Raw genomic sequence first — 16,504 nt, 5'->3', positions numbered from 1 at the left:
AGAGTCAGAGAGACCCGAGCTCTTGGTCGATGAGGTCGAACATCTCGTCGTCGGTGGCGGCGTCGATCCGGTCCAGGTCGAGGTCGAAGTCGCGGTCGGTGCCGGGTGCGGCGCCGGCACCGGCAGTGTTCGCGGCGGCGTCCTGCTGGGTGTCGGTCCACTTCCACAGGAGCGCCTTGAGCCGGGAGGTGACCTTGTCCCGGACGGCGTCCTCGGGAGCGAGCGCGGCCAGCAGGGCCTCGAGCCGGTCGAGTTCGCCGAGCACCGGCGGGGTCTCGGCGGCGAGGTCTGCGACCAGTTCCTTGTGCAGGAGACGGGCGATCGCGACCGGGTTGGGGTGGTCGAAGACGAGGGTGGGCTTGAGCCGGAGCCCCGTCGCGGCCTTGAGCCGGTTGCGGAGCTCCACGGCGGTCAGGGAGTCGAAGCCGATGTCCCGGAAGGCCGTGGTGGGCTCGATGCGGGCCGCGGTGGCATGGCCGAGGGCGGCGGCGGCCTGGTTGCGCACCAGGTCCAGGAGCGCCTTCTCCCGGTCGGCCTCCGGCATCCCGGCGAGGCGGCGGGCCAGGGCGGTGGTCCCGGCGGTCGCGGCCTCCTCCGCCGCGGGGCCCGTGTCGCCCACGAGGCCGCGGAAGACCGCCGGGAGCAGGCCGGAGCCGGAGCGGGCCGCGGAGCGAAGTGCCGGAACGTCCAGCCGGACCGGCACGGTCACCGGCCGGTCCACGGCGAGCGCGGCGTCGAACAGCGCCAGGCCTTCCGCGGAGGTGAGGGGTACGACGCCGGAGCGGCCCATCCGGGTGCGGTCGGCGTCGGTGATCCGGTCGCCCATGCCGCCGTTCTCCGTCCACAGGCCCCACGCCAGTGAGGTGCCGGGCAGGCCCGCGGCCCGGCGTTGCCGCGCGAGCCCGTCCAGGAAGGAGTTGGCCGCCGCGTAGCTCGCCGCGCCGGCGTTGCCCAGGATTCCGGCCAGGGAGGAGAAGAGCACGAACGCGGAGAGGTCCAGGTCCTTGGTCAGCTCGTGCAGGTGCAGCGCGCCGTCGGCCTTGGGCCGCAGCACGGTCTCCAGGCGCTCCGGGGTCAGCGCGGTGATCACGCCGTCGTCCAGGGCCGCGGCCGCGTGCACCACGGCCACGAGGGGGTGTGCGGCCGGGACCGAGGCCAGGAGATCCGCGAGGGCGTCCCGGTCCGCGATGTCGCAGGCGGCCACGTCGACGTGCGCGCCCAGCTCGGACAGGGCGGCGACGAGTCCGGCGACGCCGTCGGCGGCGGGGCCGCGGCGGCTGACGAGCAGCAGCCTGCGCGCGCCGCGTTCGGCGACGAGGTGGCGCGCGAGTGACAGTCCCAGGCCACCGGTCGCGCCGGTGAGCAGCACGGTGCCCTCGGGGTCCCACGCGTGATCGGCGATTTCCGCGGGCGGGGCGACCCGGGCGAGGCGCGGCAGGAACAATTTGCCGCCGCGCACGGCGGCCTGCGGCTCGTCGCCGAGAGCGGCGAGCGCGGCCAGGGCGGGGGCCGGGACGTCGTCCGTGACCGAGTCGTCCACGTCGAGGAGCAGCAGGCGGTCCGGGTGCTCGGCCTGCGCCGACTTCACCAGGCCGGCCACCGCGGCGTGCGCGAGGTCCGGCGCCGGGCCGTCCACGTCGACGGCTCCGCGCGTCATCACCACGAGCCGCGCGTCGGAGAACCGCTCGTCGGCGACCCACTCCTGAACGGCCGACAGCACGCCGGCCAGCAACGCGCGCGTCGCCGAGGCGGCGTCACCCTCGCTCGGGGCGCAGGGCAGGAGGACGTGGGCGGGCGGGGCCGCACCGTCGTCGACGGCCTTACGGAGCGCGTCGACGCCGGCGTAGGGGCCGTCGCCGCCGAGGACCACCCACTCGGCCTCGGGAGCGGACGCGGGGGCGGGGGCGGGGGCGGGAGCGGTGTGCTCGACCCAATTCACCTCGAACATCCAGTCCTGGTGCGCCACGCGCGAGGCCAGCACCTGTTGCGGGGACATCGTCCGCGTCCGCACGGACGCCACCGAGGCGACGGGAGCACCGTCGGCGCCGGCCAGTTCGACCGCCACGGCGTCGCCGCCGTCGGCGGCGGGCCGGACTCTTATGCGCACGGCGCCCGCACCCGGGGAGTGCACGGACGTGCCGCTCCAGGCGTAGGGCACGAGCAGTGCGCCGGGATCGCCGGTGCGGTCGAGCGCCAGGGTGTCGAGGACGGCGTCCAGCAGCACGGGGTGGAGGCCGTAGCGGTCCGCCTTGTCGCGCTCTGCGGGAGGCAGCGCAGCCTCGGCGTACAGCTCGTCCCCGGCGCGCCAGGCGGCGGACAGGCCCGGGTGCCCCTGGACGTCCAGTTGCTCGGCTCCCGCGGGGGGCCAGAGGACCATGTCGAATGCGGCGGCCGGGGCGTTCCGGGTGAGTTCTCCGGTGACGTGGCAGACCCACGGCTCGTCGGCGCCGCCGACGGCGGCCCGGCTGAAGACCCGCACCGACCGCCGGTCGGTGTCGTCGCCCGCGCCGACCTGCACCTGGATGCGGACAGCGCCCTGTTCCGCCGGCACCAGCGGGGCGTCCACGTCAAGCCGCTCCAGCTGCGGGAACCCGGCCTGCCGGCCCGCATACAGCGCGAGCTCCACGAACGCGGCGACCGGGAGCACCGGCACACCGCCCACCGTGCGCTCCGCGATCCAGGGCATGTCGGCCGCGGACAACCGCCCGGTGAACAGTACGTCCGGCGCCCCGGCGGTCTCCACCACCGCGCCGAGCAGGGGGTGGCCGGAGGAGTCCAGGCCCGCCGAGGAGACGTCGAGCGCGGCCGTGCCTTCGAGCCAGAAGCGCTCGCGCTGGAAGGCGTACGTGGGCAGGTCGACGCGGTGGGCGCCGGGGAACAGGGCCTGCCAGTCCGGGGAGACGCCGTGGGTGTGGAGCTGTCCGAGGGCGAGGGTGATGGCCTGCGGCTCGGGGCGGTCGGCGCGGAGGACAGGGACAGTGACGACGGCGTCGTCGTCCAGGCAGCCCTGGGTGAGGGCGCTCAGCACGCCGCCGGGGCCGATCTCCACGAACGTCGTGACACCCAGGTCGCTGAGGGTCTGCACGCCGTCGGCGAAACGGACCGCCTCGCGGACGTGGCGGACCCAGTACTCGGGTGTGTAAGGCTCGGCCAGGCGACCGGTGAGGTTGGACACCACCGGGATGCGCGGCTCGCTGAAGGACAGGCCCCGGACGACGTCGGCGAAGTCGTCCAGCATCGGGTCCATCAGGGGCGAGTGGAACGCGTGGCTGACCTTCAGACGGGACGTCTTACGGCCCTGTCCGGCGAAGACGTCGGCGATCGCGGTGACCGCGTCCTCGGCACCGGAGATCACGACGGACTGCGGACCGTTGACCGCCGCGATACCGACCCCGTCGGTCAGGTGCGGCAGCACCTCCTCCTCCGTCGCCTGAACCGCCACCATCGCCCCACCGGCCGGCAACGCCTGCATCAGCGCGGCACGGGCGGACACCAGCTTCGCCGCGTCGGCGAGCGACACCGCACCCGCCACATGAGCAGCCGCGATCTCACCGACCGAGTGACCCGCCACGTAATCCGGCCGCACACCCCACGACTCCAGCAGCCGGAACAGCGCCACCTCGACCGCGAACAGCGCGGGCTGCGTCGACCCCGTCCGATGAAGCGTTTCGGCATCGACGTCCACCGGCGCATCCAGCTCTGCGCACACCTCGTCGTAGGCCGCGGCAAAGGCGGGGTAGGCCTCGTACAGTTCACGCCCCATGCCCAGCCGCTGCGAGCCCTGGCCGGAGAACAGGAAGGCGAGCTTGCCCCCGGCGGCGTCGGCACGGCCCGTCACGACGTGGGCGGCGGGCTCGCCCGCTGCGAGCGCCGTCAGTGCCGCGCGCAGCCCTTCGGCGTCGGCGCCGATCAGCGCGGCACGGTGCTCCAGCGCCGACCGGGTGGTCGCCAGCGAGAACGCCACGTCGGCCGGTGACGCGGCCGCGAGGTCCGCGGACGACAGCAGCCGCCGGGCCTGCTCGCGCAGCGCCTCCCCCGTCTTCCCGGAGAGCACCCACGGCACGACCGGGGTCCGCAGCCGCGGCATCTCCTCCGCCGCGGCTGCTCCCCCGGCCTCCTCGCCGGCGGCGTCCTCCGCCTCCGGCTCTGTCGCCTGCTCGATGATGACGTGGGCGTTGGTGCCGCTGATCCCGAACGAGGAGACCCCGGCCCGGCGCGGGTGGTCCGTCTCCGGCCACGCGGCGCTCTCCGTCAGCAGCTCGACCGAGCCCGCCGACCAGTCGACCTGCGGGGTCGGCCGGTCCACGTGCAGGGTCCGCGGCAGCGTGCCGTGCTGCATCGCCAGCACCATCTTCATCACGCCGGCGACACCTGCCGCGGCCTGCGTGTGGCCGATGTTCGACTTCAGCGAGCCGATCAGGAGCGGCCGTTCGCGGTCCTGCCCGTAGGTGGCCAGCAGTGCCTGCGCCTCGATCGGGTCGCCGAGGTTCGTGCCCGTGCCGTGGGCTTCGACGGCGTCGATCTCGTCGGCGGACAGCCCGCCGCCGGCCAGCGCTTCGAGGATCACGCGCTGCTGGGAAGGGCCGTTGGGGGCGGTCAGGCCGTTGGACGCGCCGTCCTGGTTGACCGCGCTGCCGCGGACGACCGCAAGCACCCGGTGGCCGAGGCGCCGGGCGTCGCGCAGGCGTTCCACGAGCAGCAGCCCGGCGCCTTCGGACCACGACGCGCCGTCCGCGGCCGCCGCGAAGGACTTGCAGCGGCCGTCGGGGGCGAGCCCGCGCTGGCGGCTGAACTCGACGAACGCGCTCGGGCCCGCCATGACCGTCACCCCGCCGGCGAGCGCCATGGAGCACTCGCCGTTGCGCAGCGCCTGTGCAGCGAGGTGCAGGGCGACGAGCGACGACGAGCACGCCGTGTCGACGGTGACCGCGGGGCCTTCGAAGCCGAAGGTGTAGGCGATGCGCCCGGAGGCGACGCTGCCGGAGTTGCCGGTGCTGAGCAGCCCTTCGACGCCCTCGGGCAGGACGCCGGGCGTGAAGCCGTAGTCGTGGTACATCAGGCCGGCGAAGACCCCGGTGCGGCTGCCCTTGAGGGTGGCCGGGTCGATGCCCGCGTGCTCGAAGGCCTCCCAGGCGGTCTCCAGCAGCAGCCGCTGCTGCGGGTCCATGGCCAGCGCCTCGCGCGGCGAGATCCCGAAGAAGTCCGCGTCGAAGTCCGCCGCGTCGTGCAGGAAGCCGCCCTGCCGGGTGTAGACCTTGCCGGGCCGCTCGGGGTCGGGGTCGTAGAGCGCGTCGACGTCCCAGCCGCGGTCCTCGGGGAAGTACGAGATCGCGTCGCCCCCGTCGGCCAGCAGCCGCCACAGCTCCTCGGGGGAGGTGACGCCGCCGGGGAACCGGCAGCTCATCCCCACGATCGCGATCGGCTCCTGGTCGCGGGCCTCCAGCTCGCGCACGCGCCGCCGGGCCTGTCGCAGGTCGGTGGTGGCCCGCTTGAGGTAGTCCCGGAGCTTGTCTTCGTTCATCATCGGTGTTGCCCGCCCCTTTTGGCTTGGCCTGCGCAGTTCAGGAGATGCCGGATTCGTCGTTCAGGAGATGCCGAGCTCGTCGTCGAGGAGCTCGTACAGCTCCTCGTCGCTCGCCGAGCTGAGGTCGTCGTCCTCGGCTCCGCCGGCGCCTCCCGGGTCGGCCGGCTCGTTCCCGTTCCAGCGGGCGAGCAGCGCCTGGAGACGCATATTGATCTTGGTTCGGGTGACGTTGTCGACGCCGTCCGCTCCGGCGCCGTCGAGGGCGGCGGCGAGGCGGTCGAGCTCGTCGAACACCGGCTCCGTCCCGCCCGTGCCGCCGGGGAGGTCCTTCAGCACCCGCTGCGCGAGCGCGGCGGGCGTCGGGTGGTCGAAGACCAGCGTCGCGGGGAGCCGCAGCCCGGTGGCCCTGTTCATCCGGTTGCGGAGCTCGACCGCGGTGAGCGAGTCGAAGCCCAGGTCGCCGAAGGCCTGGTCGGGCCGGACGGACTTGCCCGAGCCGTGGCCGAGGACGGCGGCGACCTCGGACCGGACCAGGTCCAGCACCGCCTCTTCGCGCTCGCTCTCGGGCAGGCCCGCGATCCGCTGCGCCGGCGGTACGGAGCCCGCCGCGGCCGCGCGCCGCGGCCGGACGCCGACGAGCGTCCTCAGCAGCGGCGGCACCGGGGCGGTCGCGTTCCGCAGGGCGGCGACGTCCAGCCGTGCCGCCACCACCACCGGCTCCCCCAGGGCCGGCGCGGCGTCGAAGAGCTCCAGGCCCTCCTCGTCGGACAGCGGCAGCACACCGCCGCGGGCGAGCCGGGTCCGGTCGGCGCCGCCGAGGTCCTCGGTCATGGCGCCGGTCCGCTGCCACAGGCCCCACGGCAGCGACACCGCGGGAAGTCCCTGCGCACGGCGGTGCCTCGCAAAAGCGTCCAGGAAGGCGTTGGCCGCGGCGTAGTTGGCCTGGCCGGGGGTGCCGAGGGTGCCCGCGAGCGAGGAGAAGAGGACGAACGCCGACACGTCGCCCGTCAGCTCGTGCAGGTTCAGCACCGCGTCGGCCTTGGGGCGCAGCACCGTGTCCAGGCGCTCCGGGGTGAGCGAGCCGATCACGCCGTCGTCGAGGGCGCCGGCCGTGTGCACCACGGCCGTCACCCGCGTGCCGTCCAGTGCTGCGGCGAGGGCGTCGCGGTCGGCGACGTCGCAGGCGGCCCAGTGCACCTCGGCACCGGCGGCCTCCAGCTCCGCCCCGAGCTCCGCCGCGCCGTCGGCTTCGGCGCCGCGCCGGCTCATCAGCAGCAGGCTGCGGACGCCGTGCCCGGTGACGAGGTGCCGGGCGACGAGTCCGCCCAGGGCGCCGGACGCGCCGGTCACGAGCACCGTCCCCGTCCCGAAGTCCGCGGTGGCCTGCGGGGCGTCGGCGGCGGCCCTGGCGAGCCGGGGCAGCAGGAGCGTGTCGCCGCGCAGGGCGGCCTGCGGCTCTCCGGAGGCGACGAGCTGCTGTACGGCCGCCGCGGCCTGCTGCCGGTCGGTGTCCGCGCCGGTGTCGAGGAGGACGATGCGGTCCGGGTTCTCCGACTGCGCCGAGCGCACCAGGCCCCATACAGCCGCCTGTGCCAGGTCGTCGTGTGCCGCGTCGTTGTATGCCGTGTTGTTGTGTGCCGCGTCGTCGCCGGCGGCGACCGCGCCGCGGGTCACGAGCACGAGGCGGGCGGCCCGGTCCTCGGACAGCCACCACTGCACCAGCCCGAGCACCTCGGCCAGGACCTCCCGGACCCGCTCGGCGTCGGCACCCGGCCCGGCCGGGCACGGCACCACGACGGCATCCACGTCCGCCTCGGTGCCGGTCTCCGTCTCGGGGGCGCTGCGGAGGGAGGCGATGTCGTCGTAGGCGCGCACGGCCGTGCCGTTCGCCTCGGACGGCCCGGCGAGCGGCGCCCACTCCACGGTGAACAGGGAGTCCCGTGCGCTCATGCGGAGCTGGTCGGCCGACACCGGGCGCAGCGTGAGCGACTCCACCGAGACGACGGGCCGTCCCGTGCCGTCGGCGGCCTCCAGCCGTACCGCGTCCCCGCCGGCCTGCGAGAGCCGTACGCGCAGGCCGGCCGCTCCGGTGCCGTGCAGCGTGACGCGGGACCATGCGAAGGGCAGCAGGGGCCCGTCAGCCGCCGGGACCAGCCCGCCCGCGCCCAGCGCGTGCAGGGCGGAGTCGAGCAGGGCCGGGTGCACGCCGAAGGACTCCGCGTCCGCGTGTGCTGCGCCGGGGACGGCCAGTTCGGCGTAGACCGCGTCGGTGCCGCGCCAGACGGCGCGCAGCCCCTGGAAGAGCGGGCCGTAGCTCAGGCCGAGCTGCGCCAGCCGGTCGTAGAAGCCGTCCAGGTCCACGGGCTGCGCGCCGGCCGGGGGCCAGCTGCTCAGGTCGGTGCCGGCGGGGGCTCCGCCGGTGGCGAGGGCGCCGGTGGCGTTGCGGATCCAGGGGCCTTCCCCGGCGCGCGAGTGCACGCTCAGCGGGCGGCGGCCGGCGTCGTCGTGGGCACCCACGTGGACCTGGACCTGGACGCCGCCGTTTTCGGGCAGCACCAGCGGTGCCTGCAGGGTGAGTTCCTCGACCAGGTCGCAGCCGGTCTCGGCCGCGGCGTGGGCGGCCAGTTCCACGAAGGCCGTGCCCGGCAGCAGCACCGTACCCAGCACCGCGTGGTCGGCCAGCCAGGGCCGGGTCTGCAGGGACAGGAGCCCGGTCAGCAGGTGACCGCCGTCGCCGGGCAGTTCCACCGCCGCGCCCAGGAACGGGTGGTCGGCGCAGTCCAGTCCGGCCGCCCGTATGTCCCCGGCCGGCGCGCCGCCCTCCAGCCAGTACCGCTCGTGCTGGAACGCGTACGTCGGCAGGTCGACGCGGCGCGCGCCCGGCAGGACGGCGTCCCAGTCGACGGCGACGCCGTGCACATGGGCCTGTGCCAGCGACAGCAGCAGCCGGTGCCGGCCGCCTTCGCCGCGGCGCAGCGTCGGTACGGCCACGGCCACGGCCTCGGCGGCCTCGATGGCGTCCTGGATGCCCGCCAGCTGCACGGGGTGCGGGCTGACCTCGACGAACACATCGTGCCCGTCGGCCAGGGCGGACCGGATCGCGGCGTGGAAACGCACCGTCTGCCGCATGTTGCGGTACCAGTAGCCGGAGCCGAGCTCGGCCGCCTCCAGCTTCTCGCCCGTCACCGTGGAGTAGAACGGCACGGCGCCGGGGAGCGGGCCGATGCCCGCGAATCCCTCGTCGGCCTGCGCCTGGACCCGCTCGATCTGCGGTGAGTGCGCGGCGTAGTCGACGGCGACCTTGCGGGCCTGGATGCCCTCCTTCTCGCAGTGGGCGAGGAGTTCGTCCAGGGCGTCGGTGTCGCCGGAGACCACGACGGTCCCGGGTCCGTTCACGGCGCCGATGCCGAGGCGGCCGGCCCACCGAACGATCAGTTCCTGCGCTTCCTCGTCCGGGAGCGTGACCGAGGCCATGCCGCCGAGGCCCTGGAGCTCGCGCACCGCGAGGCTGCGCTGCGCGACGATGCGCGCGCCGTCCTCCAGGGAGACCGCTGCGGCGATCACCGCCGCGGCCACCTCGCCCTGGGAGTGGCCGACGACGGCGTCAGGGGTCACGCCGAACGAGCGCCACACCTCGGCCAGCGCGATCGTCATCGCCCACAGGACGGGCTGCAGCACGTCGACCCGGTCCTGCTCGACGTCGGACGTGCCGCGCAGCACCGCGGTCAGCGACCAGTCCACGTGCGGCGCGAGGGCGCGCTCGCAGGCCTCGATCCGGTCGCGGAAGACCGTGGAGGTCTCCAGCAGTTCGGCGGCCATGCCCACCCACTGCGAGCCCTGTCCGGGGAAGACGAAGACGGTCTTGCCGGTGGTGCGTGCGGCGCCGGTCACCACGCCGGGCGGTGTGGAGCCGCCGGCGACGGCGGCCAGTTGCTGCCGGAGCGCCGCGGGGGTGTCCGCGACCACCACGGCGCGGTGTTCGAAGGCCGCTCTGGTCGTGGCCAGGGAGTACGCCGTGTCGGCGGCCGGTGCGGTCTCGCCGTGGGGGTCGTCCAGGAAGGAGGCGAGGCGGGCGGCCTGCGCGCGCAGCGCTGCTTCGGTCCGGCCGGAGAGCACCCACGGCACGGCCGCGCCCGCGTCAGGAGTGGACGGCGACTGGGCGGTCCCGGCGGCTGCGGGGGCCTGTTCGATGATGGTGTGGGCGTTGGTGCCGCTGACGCCGAAGGACGAGATCGCGGCGCGGCGCGGGCGCTCCGACTCGGGCCACGGCGTGGGCTCGGTCAGCAGCCGGACGTCACCGGACGACCAGTCCACGTGCGGTGTCGGCTCGTCGACGTGGAGGGTCTGCGGGAGCACACCGTGCTGCATCGCCATGACCATCTTGATCACGCCGGCGACACCCGCGGCGGCCTGCGTGTGGCCGATGTTGGACTTCAGCGAGCCCAGCCACAGCGGCCGGTCCTCCCCCGGCCGCTCCTGCCCGTACGTCGCCAGCAGCGCCTGAGCCTCGATCGGGTCGCCCAGCTTCGTACCCGTACCGTGCGCCTCCACCGCGTCCACGTCGGCCGGCCCCAGACCGGCAGAGGCCAGAGCCTGGCGGATCACCCGCTGCTGCGCCGGACCGTTCGGTGCCGTCAGACCGTTGGACGCGCCGTCCTGGTTCACCGCGCTGCCCCGTACCACCGCCAGCACCTGGTGCCCGTGACGCCGGGCGTCGCTGAGCCGCTCCACCAGCAGCAGACCGACACCCTCGCCCCAGCCGGTGCCGTCGGCACCACCCGCGAACGCCTTGCAACGGCCGTCGGGCGACAGGCCACGCTGCCTGCTGAACTCCACGAAGACCGTCGGGCTCGCCATGACGGTGACACCGCCGGCCAGGGCCATGGTGCACTCGCCGTTACGGAGGGCCTGGACGGCCAGGTGCAGGGCGACGAGCGACGACGAGCACGCGGTGTCGATGGTGACGGCGGGCCCTTCGAGGCCGAAGGCGTAGGACACGCGCCCGGAGGCGACGCTGCCGGAGCCTCCGGTGGTGAGCAGTCCCTCGACGCCCTCGGGCAGTTCGCGCGGGCCCTGGCCGTAGTCGTGGTACATCAGGCCGGTGAAGACACCGGTCCGGCTGCCCCGGACCGTCGCCGGGTCGATCCCGGCGCGCTCGAAGGCCTCCCAGGCGGTCTCCAGCAGCAGCCGCTGCTGCGGGTCCATCGCGAGGGCCTCACGGGGGCTGATGCCGAAGAAGCCGGCGTCGAACTCGGCCGCCTCGTGCAGGAAGCCGCCGTCGCGCGCGTAGGTCGTGCCGAGGCGTTCGGGGTCGGGGTCGTAGAGCCCGTCGACGTCCCAGCCGCGGTTGTCGGGGAACCGGGAGATGGCGTCCCGGCCGGAGGCCACCAGCCGCCACAGGTCCTCCGGCGAGCGCACCCCGCCCGGCAGGCGGCAGCTCATGCCGACGATGGCGATCGGCTCGTCCTCGGCAGCGGCCGTGGTCCGCCGGGCGACGGTCGCCGTGGCCGCAGGGGCGTCGGCTCCGAGCAGTTCGGTGCCGATGTGCCGGGCCAGGGCAGCAGGGTTGGGGTGGTCGAAGACGAGGGTGGCGGGCAGGCGCAGACCGGTGGCCGTGGACAGCCGGTTGCGCAGCTCCACGGCCGTCAGCGAGTCGAAGCCCAGGTCCTGGAAGGCGTGCGCGGGCCGGACGGCCCGGGGCGAGGAGTGCCCGAGCACGGCGGCGACCTCGGAGCGGACCAGGTCCAGGACGGCTTCGTCACGCTCGTCCGGGGCCAGCCCGGCGAGCCGGGCGGCCAGGGATCCGGCGGCGGTGGCGCCGGCCGTCTGCGCGGTGCCGCGCGTGGTGGCGCGGGCGAGTCCGCGCAGCAGTGCCGGTACGGTTCCGGCGGCCCGGTTCCGCAGGGCGGCGGTGTCGAGGCGGACCGGTACGAGCACGGGCTCGTCCGAGGCGAGCGCCGCGTCGAACAGCCGCAGGCCGTCCTCGGTGGACAGCGGCAGGACGCCGGAGCGCGCCATCCGCGACCTGCCCGCCTCGTCGAGGGCGTCGGCCATGGCACCTTCCTGCTCCCACAGGCCCCAGGCCAGTGAGATCGTGGGCCGGCCCCGGTCGCGGCGGTGCCGGGCGAAGGCGTCGAGGAAGGCGTTGGCCGCGGCGTAGTTGCCCTGGCCGGGGTTGCCGAAGGCGCCCGCGGCGGAGGAGAACAGCACGAACGCCGTGTCGTCGCCGGTGAGCTCGTGCAGGTTGAGCACGGCGTCGGCCTTGGGCTTCAGGACGGCGTCCACGCGCTCGGGGGTCAGCGCGGCGATCACGCCGTCGTCGAGCACGCCGGCCGTGTGGACGACGGAGTCGACCGGAGTCGCGGCCAGCAGCTGGGCGACGGCGTCGCGGTCGGCGAGGTCGCAGGCGGCCCACGTCGCCTCGGCGCCGAGCGCGGCGAGTTCGGCTTGCAGGTCGGCGGCGCCCGGGGCTCCCGCGCCGCGGCGGCTGACGAGCAGCAGGCGCCGCACGCCGTGCCGGGTGACGAGGTGCCGGGCGAGGGTTCCGCCGAGCGCGCCCGAGGCGCCGGTGAGCAGCACGGTGCCGAGGCCGCCCGGGGCGGCGCCCAGCCCCGGGGCAGTGCCCCGGGTGAAGGCGGAGACGGCACCCTCGCCAGGGGCGGAGGCCGTACCCTCGGCCGGGCCGGAAGTGGTGTCCTCGGCGAGGCCGGAGGCGGCGTCCTCCGTTGCCGGAGAGGTGACGCCTTCGGTAGCCGGAGACGCCGGGCCCTCCCCCGCCGGAGAGGCGACGCACTGCGCGGTCTGCGACGCATGGCTCTCCCCTGCCGGGGACGCCGGGCTTTCCGTCGCGTCGGACGCGGCGCGGACCAGCCGCGGTGCGCTTGTCTCGCCGTCGCGGACGACGACGTGCGGCTCGCCGGAGTGCAGAACACCGGGTACGAGCCCGGAAACGTCCGCCGGGCTGTCGGTTTCGAGGAGCACGATCCGGCCGGGGTTCTCCGCCTGGGCCGAGCGCACCAGGCCACCCGCGGCGGCGTGGGCGAGGTCGCCGTAGCGCGCCACGAGCACGAGGCGCGGCGTCCGGTCCTCGGCGAACCACCGCTGGATCAGCCGCAGTACGTCGGCGGTGACCGCGCGGACCCGCTCGGCCTCGGGCACCCCGTCCGGGCCGTCGGGGCAGACGACCACGACCGCGTCCGGCTGCGCGGGTGCGTCAGCGTCGGGCAGTGCGGCGGTGTCCACGGCGTACGCGACGGTCGTGCCGTCCGTGTCGTCGGACGGCAGGGTCAGCGGCGCCTGCTCGATCGCGAACATCGCGTCGCCGGAGCTCTTGCGGAGCTGCTCGGCCGACACCGCGCGCAGCGTCAGCGACTCCACGGAGGCGACCGGTTCGCCGGCGGCGTCGGCCACGAGCAGGGACACCGTGTCCGTTCCGGCCGGCGACAGCCTCACGCGGACGGCGGACGCGCCCGTGGCGCGCACCGCCACCCCGGACCAGGCGAACGGCAGGAGCGGCCCGTCCGCTGCACCCACGGCACCCGTGCCGATCGCGTGCAGCGCCGCGTCGAGCAGCGCCGGGTGCAGGAGGAAGGAGCCGGTGTCCGTGCCCTCGGGGAGGGCCACCTCTGCGAAGACCTCCCCGCCCGCGCGCCAGGCGCCGCGCAGTCCGCGGAACGCCGGGCCGTAGGCCAGGCCGAGGCCGGCCAACCGGTCGTAGAAGCCGTCGAGGCCGATCGGCTCGGCGCCCGCCGGCGGCCACGCCGCGAGCGTCCGGCCGGCTGCCGGGGCGGGTGCCTCTTCGGTGACGAAGCCGGTCGCGTGCCGCACCCACGGCAGGTCGGCGTCGTCCTCGGGGCGCGAGTGCACGGTCAGCGGCCTGCGCCCGGTGCCGTCGGCCGCACCCACCCACACCTGGACGGCGACGCCGCCCCGCTCGGGCAGTACCAGGGGCGCTTCGAGGGTGAGGTCGTCCAGGAGTGCGCAGCCGGCTTCGTCGGCGGCGCGCACGGCCAGTTCGACGAACGCGGTGCCCGGCAGCAGCACGCTTCCGAGGACGGCGTGGTCGCTCAGCCACGGGTGGGTGCGCAGGGACAGCCGGCCGGTCAGCAGCCGTTCGTCGCCACCGGCCAGGGAGACGGCGGCGCCCAGCAGCGGATGCTCGGCGGACCCCAGACCGGCCGCGCGCACGTCGCCGGGAGCGGCCGGTGAGGCGTCGAGCCAGTAGCGGTCGCGCTGGAAGGCGTAGGTGGGCAGGCCGACGCGGCGGGCGCCGGGGAAGAAGGCGTGCCAGTCCGGGGAGACGCCGTGCGCGTGCAGTTCGGAGACGGCGGCAACGAGCGCGGCCCGCTCGGGACGGTCGGCGCGGAGGACGGGAACGGTGATGACGTCGTCGTCCAGGCAGCCCTGGGCGAGGGCGCTCAGCACGCCGCCGGGGCCGATCTCCACGAACGTCGTGACACCCGACTCGTGCAGCGCATGCACGCCGTCGGCGAAGCGCACGGCCTCGCGGACGTGGCGGACCCAGTACTGCGGCGTGTACGGCTCCGCCAGGCGGCCGGTGACGTTGGAGACGACGGGGAGCTGCGGTTTGTCGAAGGTCAGCCCGCGCACGACCTGCGCGAACTCCTCCAGCATGGGGTCCATGAGAGGCGAGTGGAAGGCGTGGCTGACCTTCAGGCGGGAGGTCTTGCGGCCCTGCCGCTCGAAGGCTTCGGCGATGGCGGTGACCGCGTCCTCAACGCCGGAGACCACGACGGACCGAGGTCCGTTGATCGCCGCGATACCGGCCCGATCGGTGAGGTGCGGCAGGACCTCGTCCTCGGCGGCCTGGACGGCGACCATCGCGCCGCCGGCGGGCAGCGCCTGCATCAGCGCGGCACGGGCAGAGACCAACTTCGCCGCGTCCTGCAGGGACAGCACCCCGGCCACATGAGCGGCCGCGATCTCGCCCACGGAGTGACCCGCCACGTAATCCGGCCGGATGCCCCACGATGCGAGGAGACGGAACAGGGCCACCTCGACGGCGAAGAGGGCGGGCTGGGCGGTGCCCGTGCGGTGCAGTTCCTCCGAGTCGACGTCGAACGCGGCGCCGAGGTGCGCGCGGACCTCGTCGTACGCGGCGGCGAACACCGGGTAGGACGCGTACAGTTCGCGCCCCATGCCCAGGCGCTGCGAGCCCTGCCCGGAGAAGAGGAAGGCGACGCGCCCACCGGTGCCGGAGTGGCCGCGTGCCACGCCCGGGGCCGGGGCGCCGGAGGCCACGGCGCGCAGCCCCTCGGCGAGCTCCGCCGGGGTCTCGCCCTGCACCACGGCGCGGTGCTCCAGGGCCGTGCGTGTCGTGGCGAGCGAGAAGGCCACGTCCAGCGGGGAGACATCGCCGTCGTCCGTCCGGGACAGCAGGCGTTCGGCCTGGGCGCGCAGGGCCTCTTCGGTCTTGCCGGAGATCACCCACGGCACGGGCCCGCCCTCGGCCGGGCGTGCGGCCTCGGCGACGACGGCCCGGGGGCCTTCCGCGCCTCCCGCGCCTTCGGTGCCTCCCGCGCCTTCCTCCGGAGTCTCCGGGGCGGCCTCCGCGTCCTGGACGAACGCTTCGGCGGACGGGGCTTCCTCGATGATCGTGTGCGCGTTGGTGCCGCTGATGCCGAAGGAGGAGATGCCGGCCCGGCGGGGCTGGTCCGACGCCGGCCAGGGCGTGGTCTCGGTCAGCAGCCGTACGGCGCCCGCCGACCAGTCGACGTGCGGGGACGGCGCGTCGACGTGCAGCGTGCGCGGCAGTTCGCCGTGGCGCATGGCCATGACCATCTTGATGATGCCGGCCACACCGGCCGCGGCCTGGGTGTGGCCGATGTTGGACTTGATCGAGCCGAGCCACAGCGGCTTGTCGTCGGTACGACCCTGCCCGTACGTCGCGAGCAGCGCCTGTGCCTCGATCGGGTCGCCGAGCCGCGTGCCCGTGCCGTGCGCCTCCACCGCATCGACCTGAGAGGTGGTCAGCTGGGCGGCGGTCAGGGCCTGGCGGATCACCCGCTGCTGGGAGGGGCCGTTGGGGGCGGTCAGGCCGTTGGAGGCGCCGTCCTGGTTGACGGCGGAACCCCGTACGACGGCGAGGATCTCGTGTCCGTTGCGGCGGGCGTCGGAGAGGCGCTCCACGAGCAGCAGGCCGACGCCCTCGCCCCAGCCGGTGCCGTCGGCGCCGGCGGCGAACGCCTTGCAGCGGCCGTCGGGCGCCAGTCCGCGCTGGCGGCTGAAGCCGACGAAGGTGGCGGGGCCGACCATCGCGGTGACGCCGCCCGCGACGGCGAGCGAGCACTCGCCGTTGCGCAGCGACTGGACGGCCAGGTGCAGGGCGACCAGCGACGACGAGCACGCCGTGTCGACCGTGACGGCCGGGCCTTCGAGTCCGAACGTGTACGCCACCCGGCCGGAGGCGACACTGCCCGAGGTGCCCGTGCCCAGGTAGCCCTCCAGGTCTTCGGGGGCGTTCTGCAAGGTGGCGAGGAACTCGTGGTTCATCACGCCGGCGAACACGCCGGTCCTGCTCCCCGCCAGCGAGGCGGCGTCGATGCCGGCCCGTTCGAAGAGCTCCCAGGACGCCTCCAGCAGCAGCCGCTGCTGGGGGTCCATGGCGAGCGCCTCGCGGGGCGAGATCCCGAAGAGGCCGGCGTCGAACCGCGCCAGGTCGCGCAGGAACGCGCCTTCGCGGGCGTAGCTGGTCCCGCGGGCCTCCGGGTCCGGGTCGTAGAGCGCCTCCAGATCCCAGCCGCGGTCGGCCGGGAACTCCGAGACGGCGTCCCGGCCGCCGGCGACCAGCTCCCACAGGTCCTCGGGCGAGTCGACCCCTCCGGGGTAGCGGCAGCTCATCCCGATGATGGCCACCGGCTCCCCGGCGGCGTCCTCGTAGTCACGAAGGCGCCGCCGGGTCTCCTGGAGATCTGCGGTGACTCGCTTCAGGAAATAGCGGAGCTTGTCCTCGTTCGCCAC

The 16,504-nt window shown here is 75.0% G+C and carries 1 protein-coding gene and 1 pseudogene; both read right to left on the bottom strand.

Features of this window, described 5'->3' with window-relative positions; all coding sequences use genetic code 11:
• Positions 1-4: 4 nt before the first annotated feature.
• Positions 5-5,524 (bottom strand): annotated as a pseudogene (locus ACSNOG_RS04635) (SDR family NAD(P)-dependent oxidoreductase); the annotation flags it as partial.
• 60 nt (positions 5,525-5,584) lie between these two features.
• A complete protein-coding gene (locus ACSNOG_RS04630) occupies positions 5,585-16,504 on the bottom strand; it encodes an SDR family NAD(P)-dependent oxidoreductase (protein ID WP_436751218.1) in 10,920 nt (3,639 codons plus the stop codon).

Origin of the sequence: Streptomyces sp. URMC 124 (assembly GCF_051386455.1) — a bacterium.
Lineage (GTDB): Bacteria > Actinomycetota > Actinomycetes > Streptomycetales > Streptomycetaceae > Streptomyces.
Note: the sequence above shows the minus strand (reverse complement) of the source record. Positions and strands in the feature narration are given on the sequence as shown.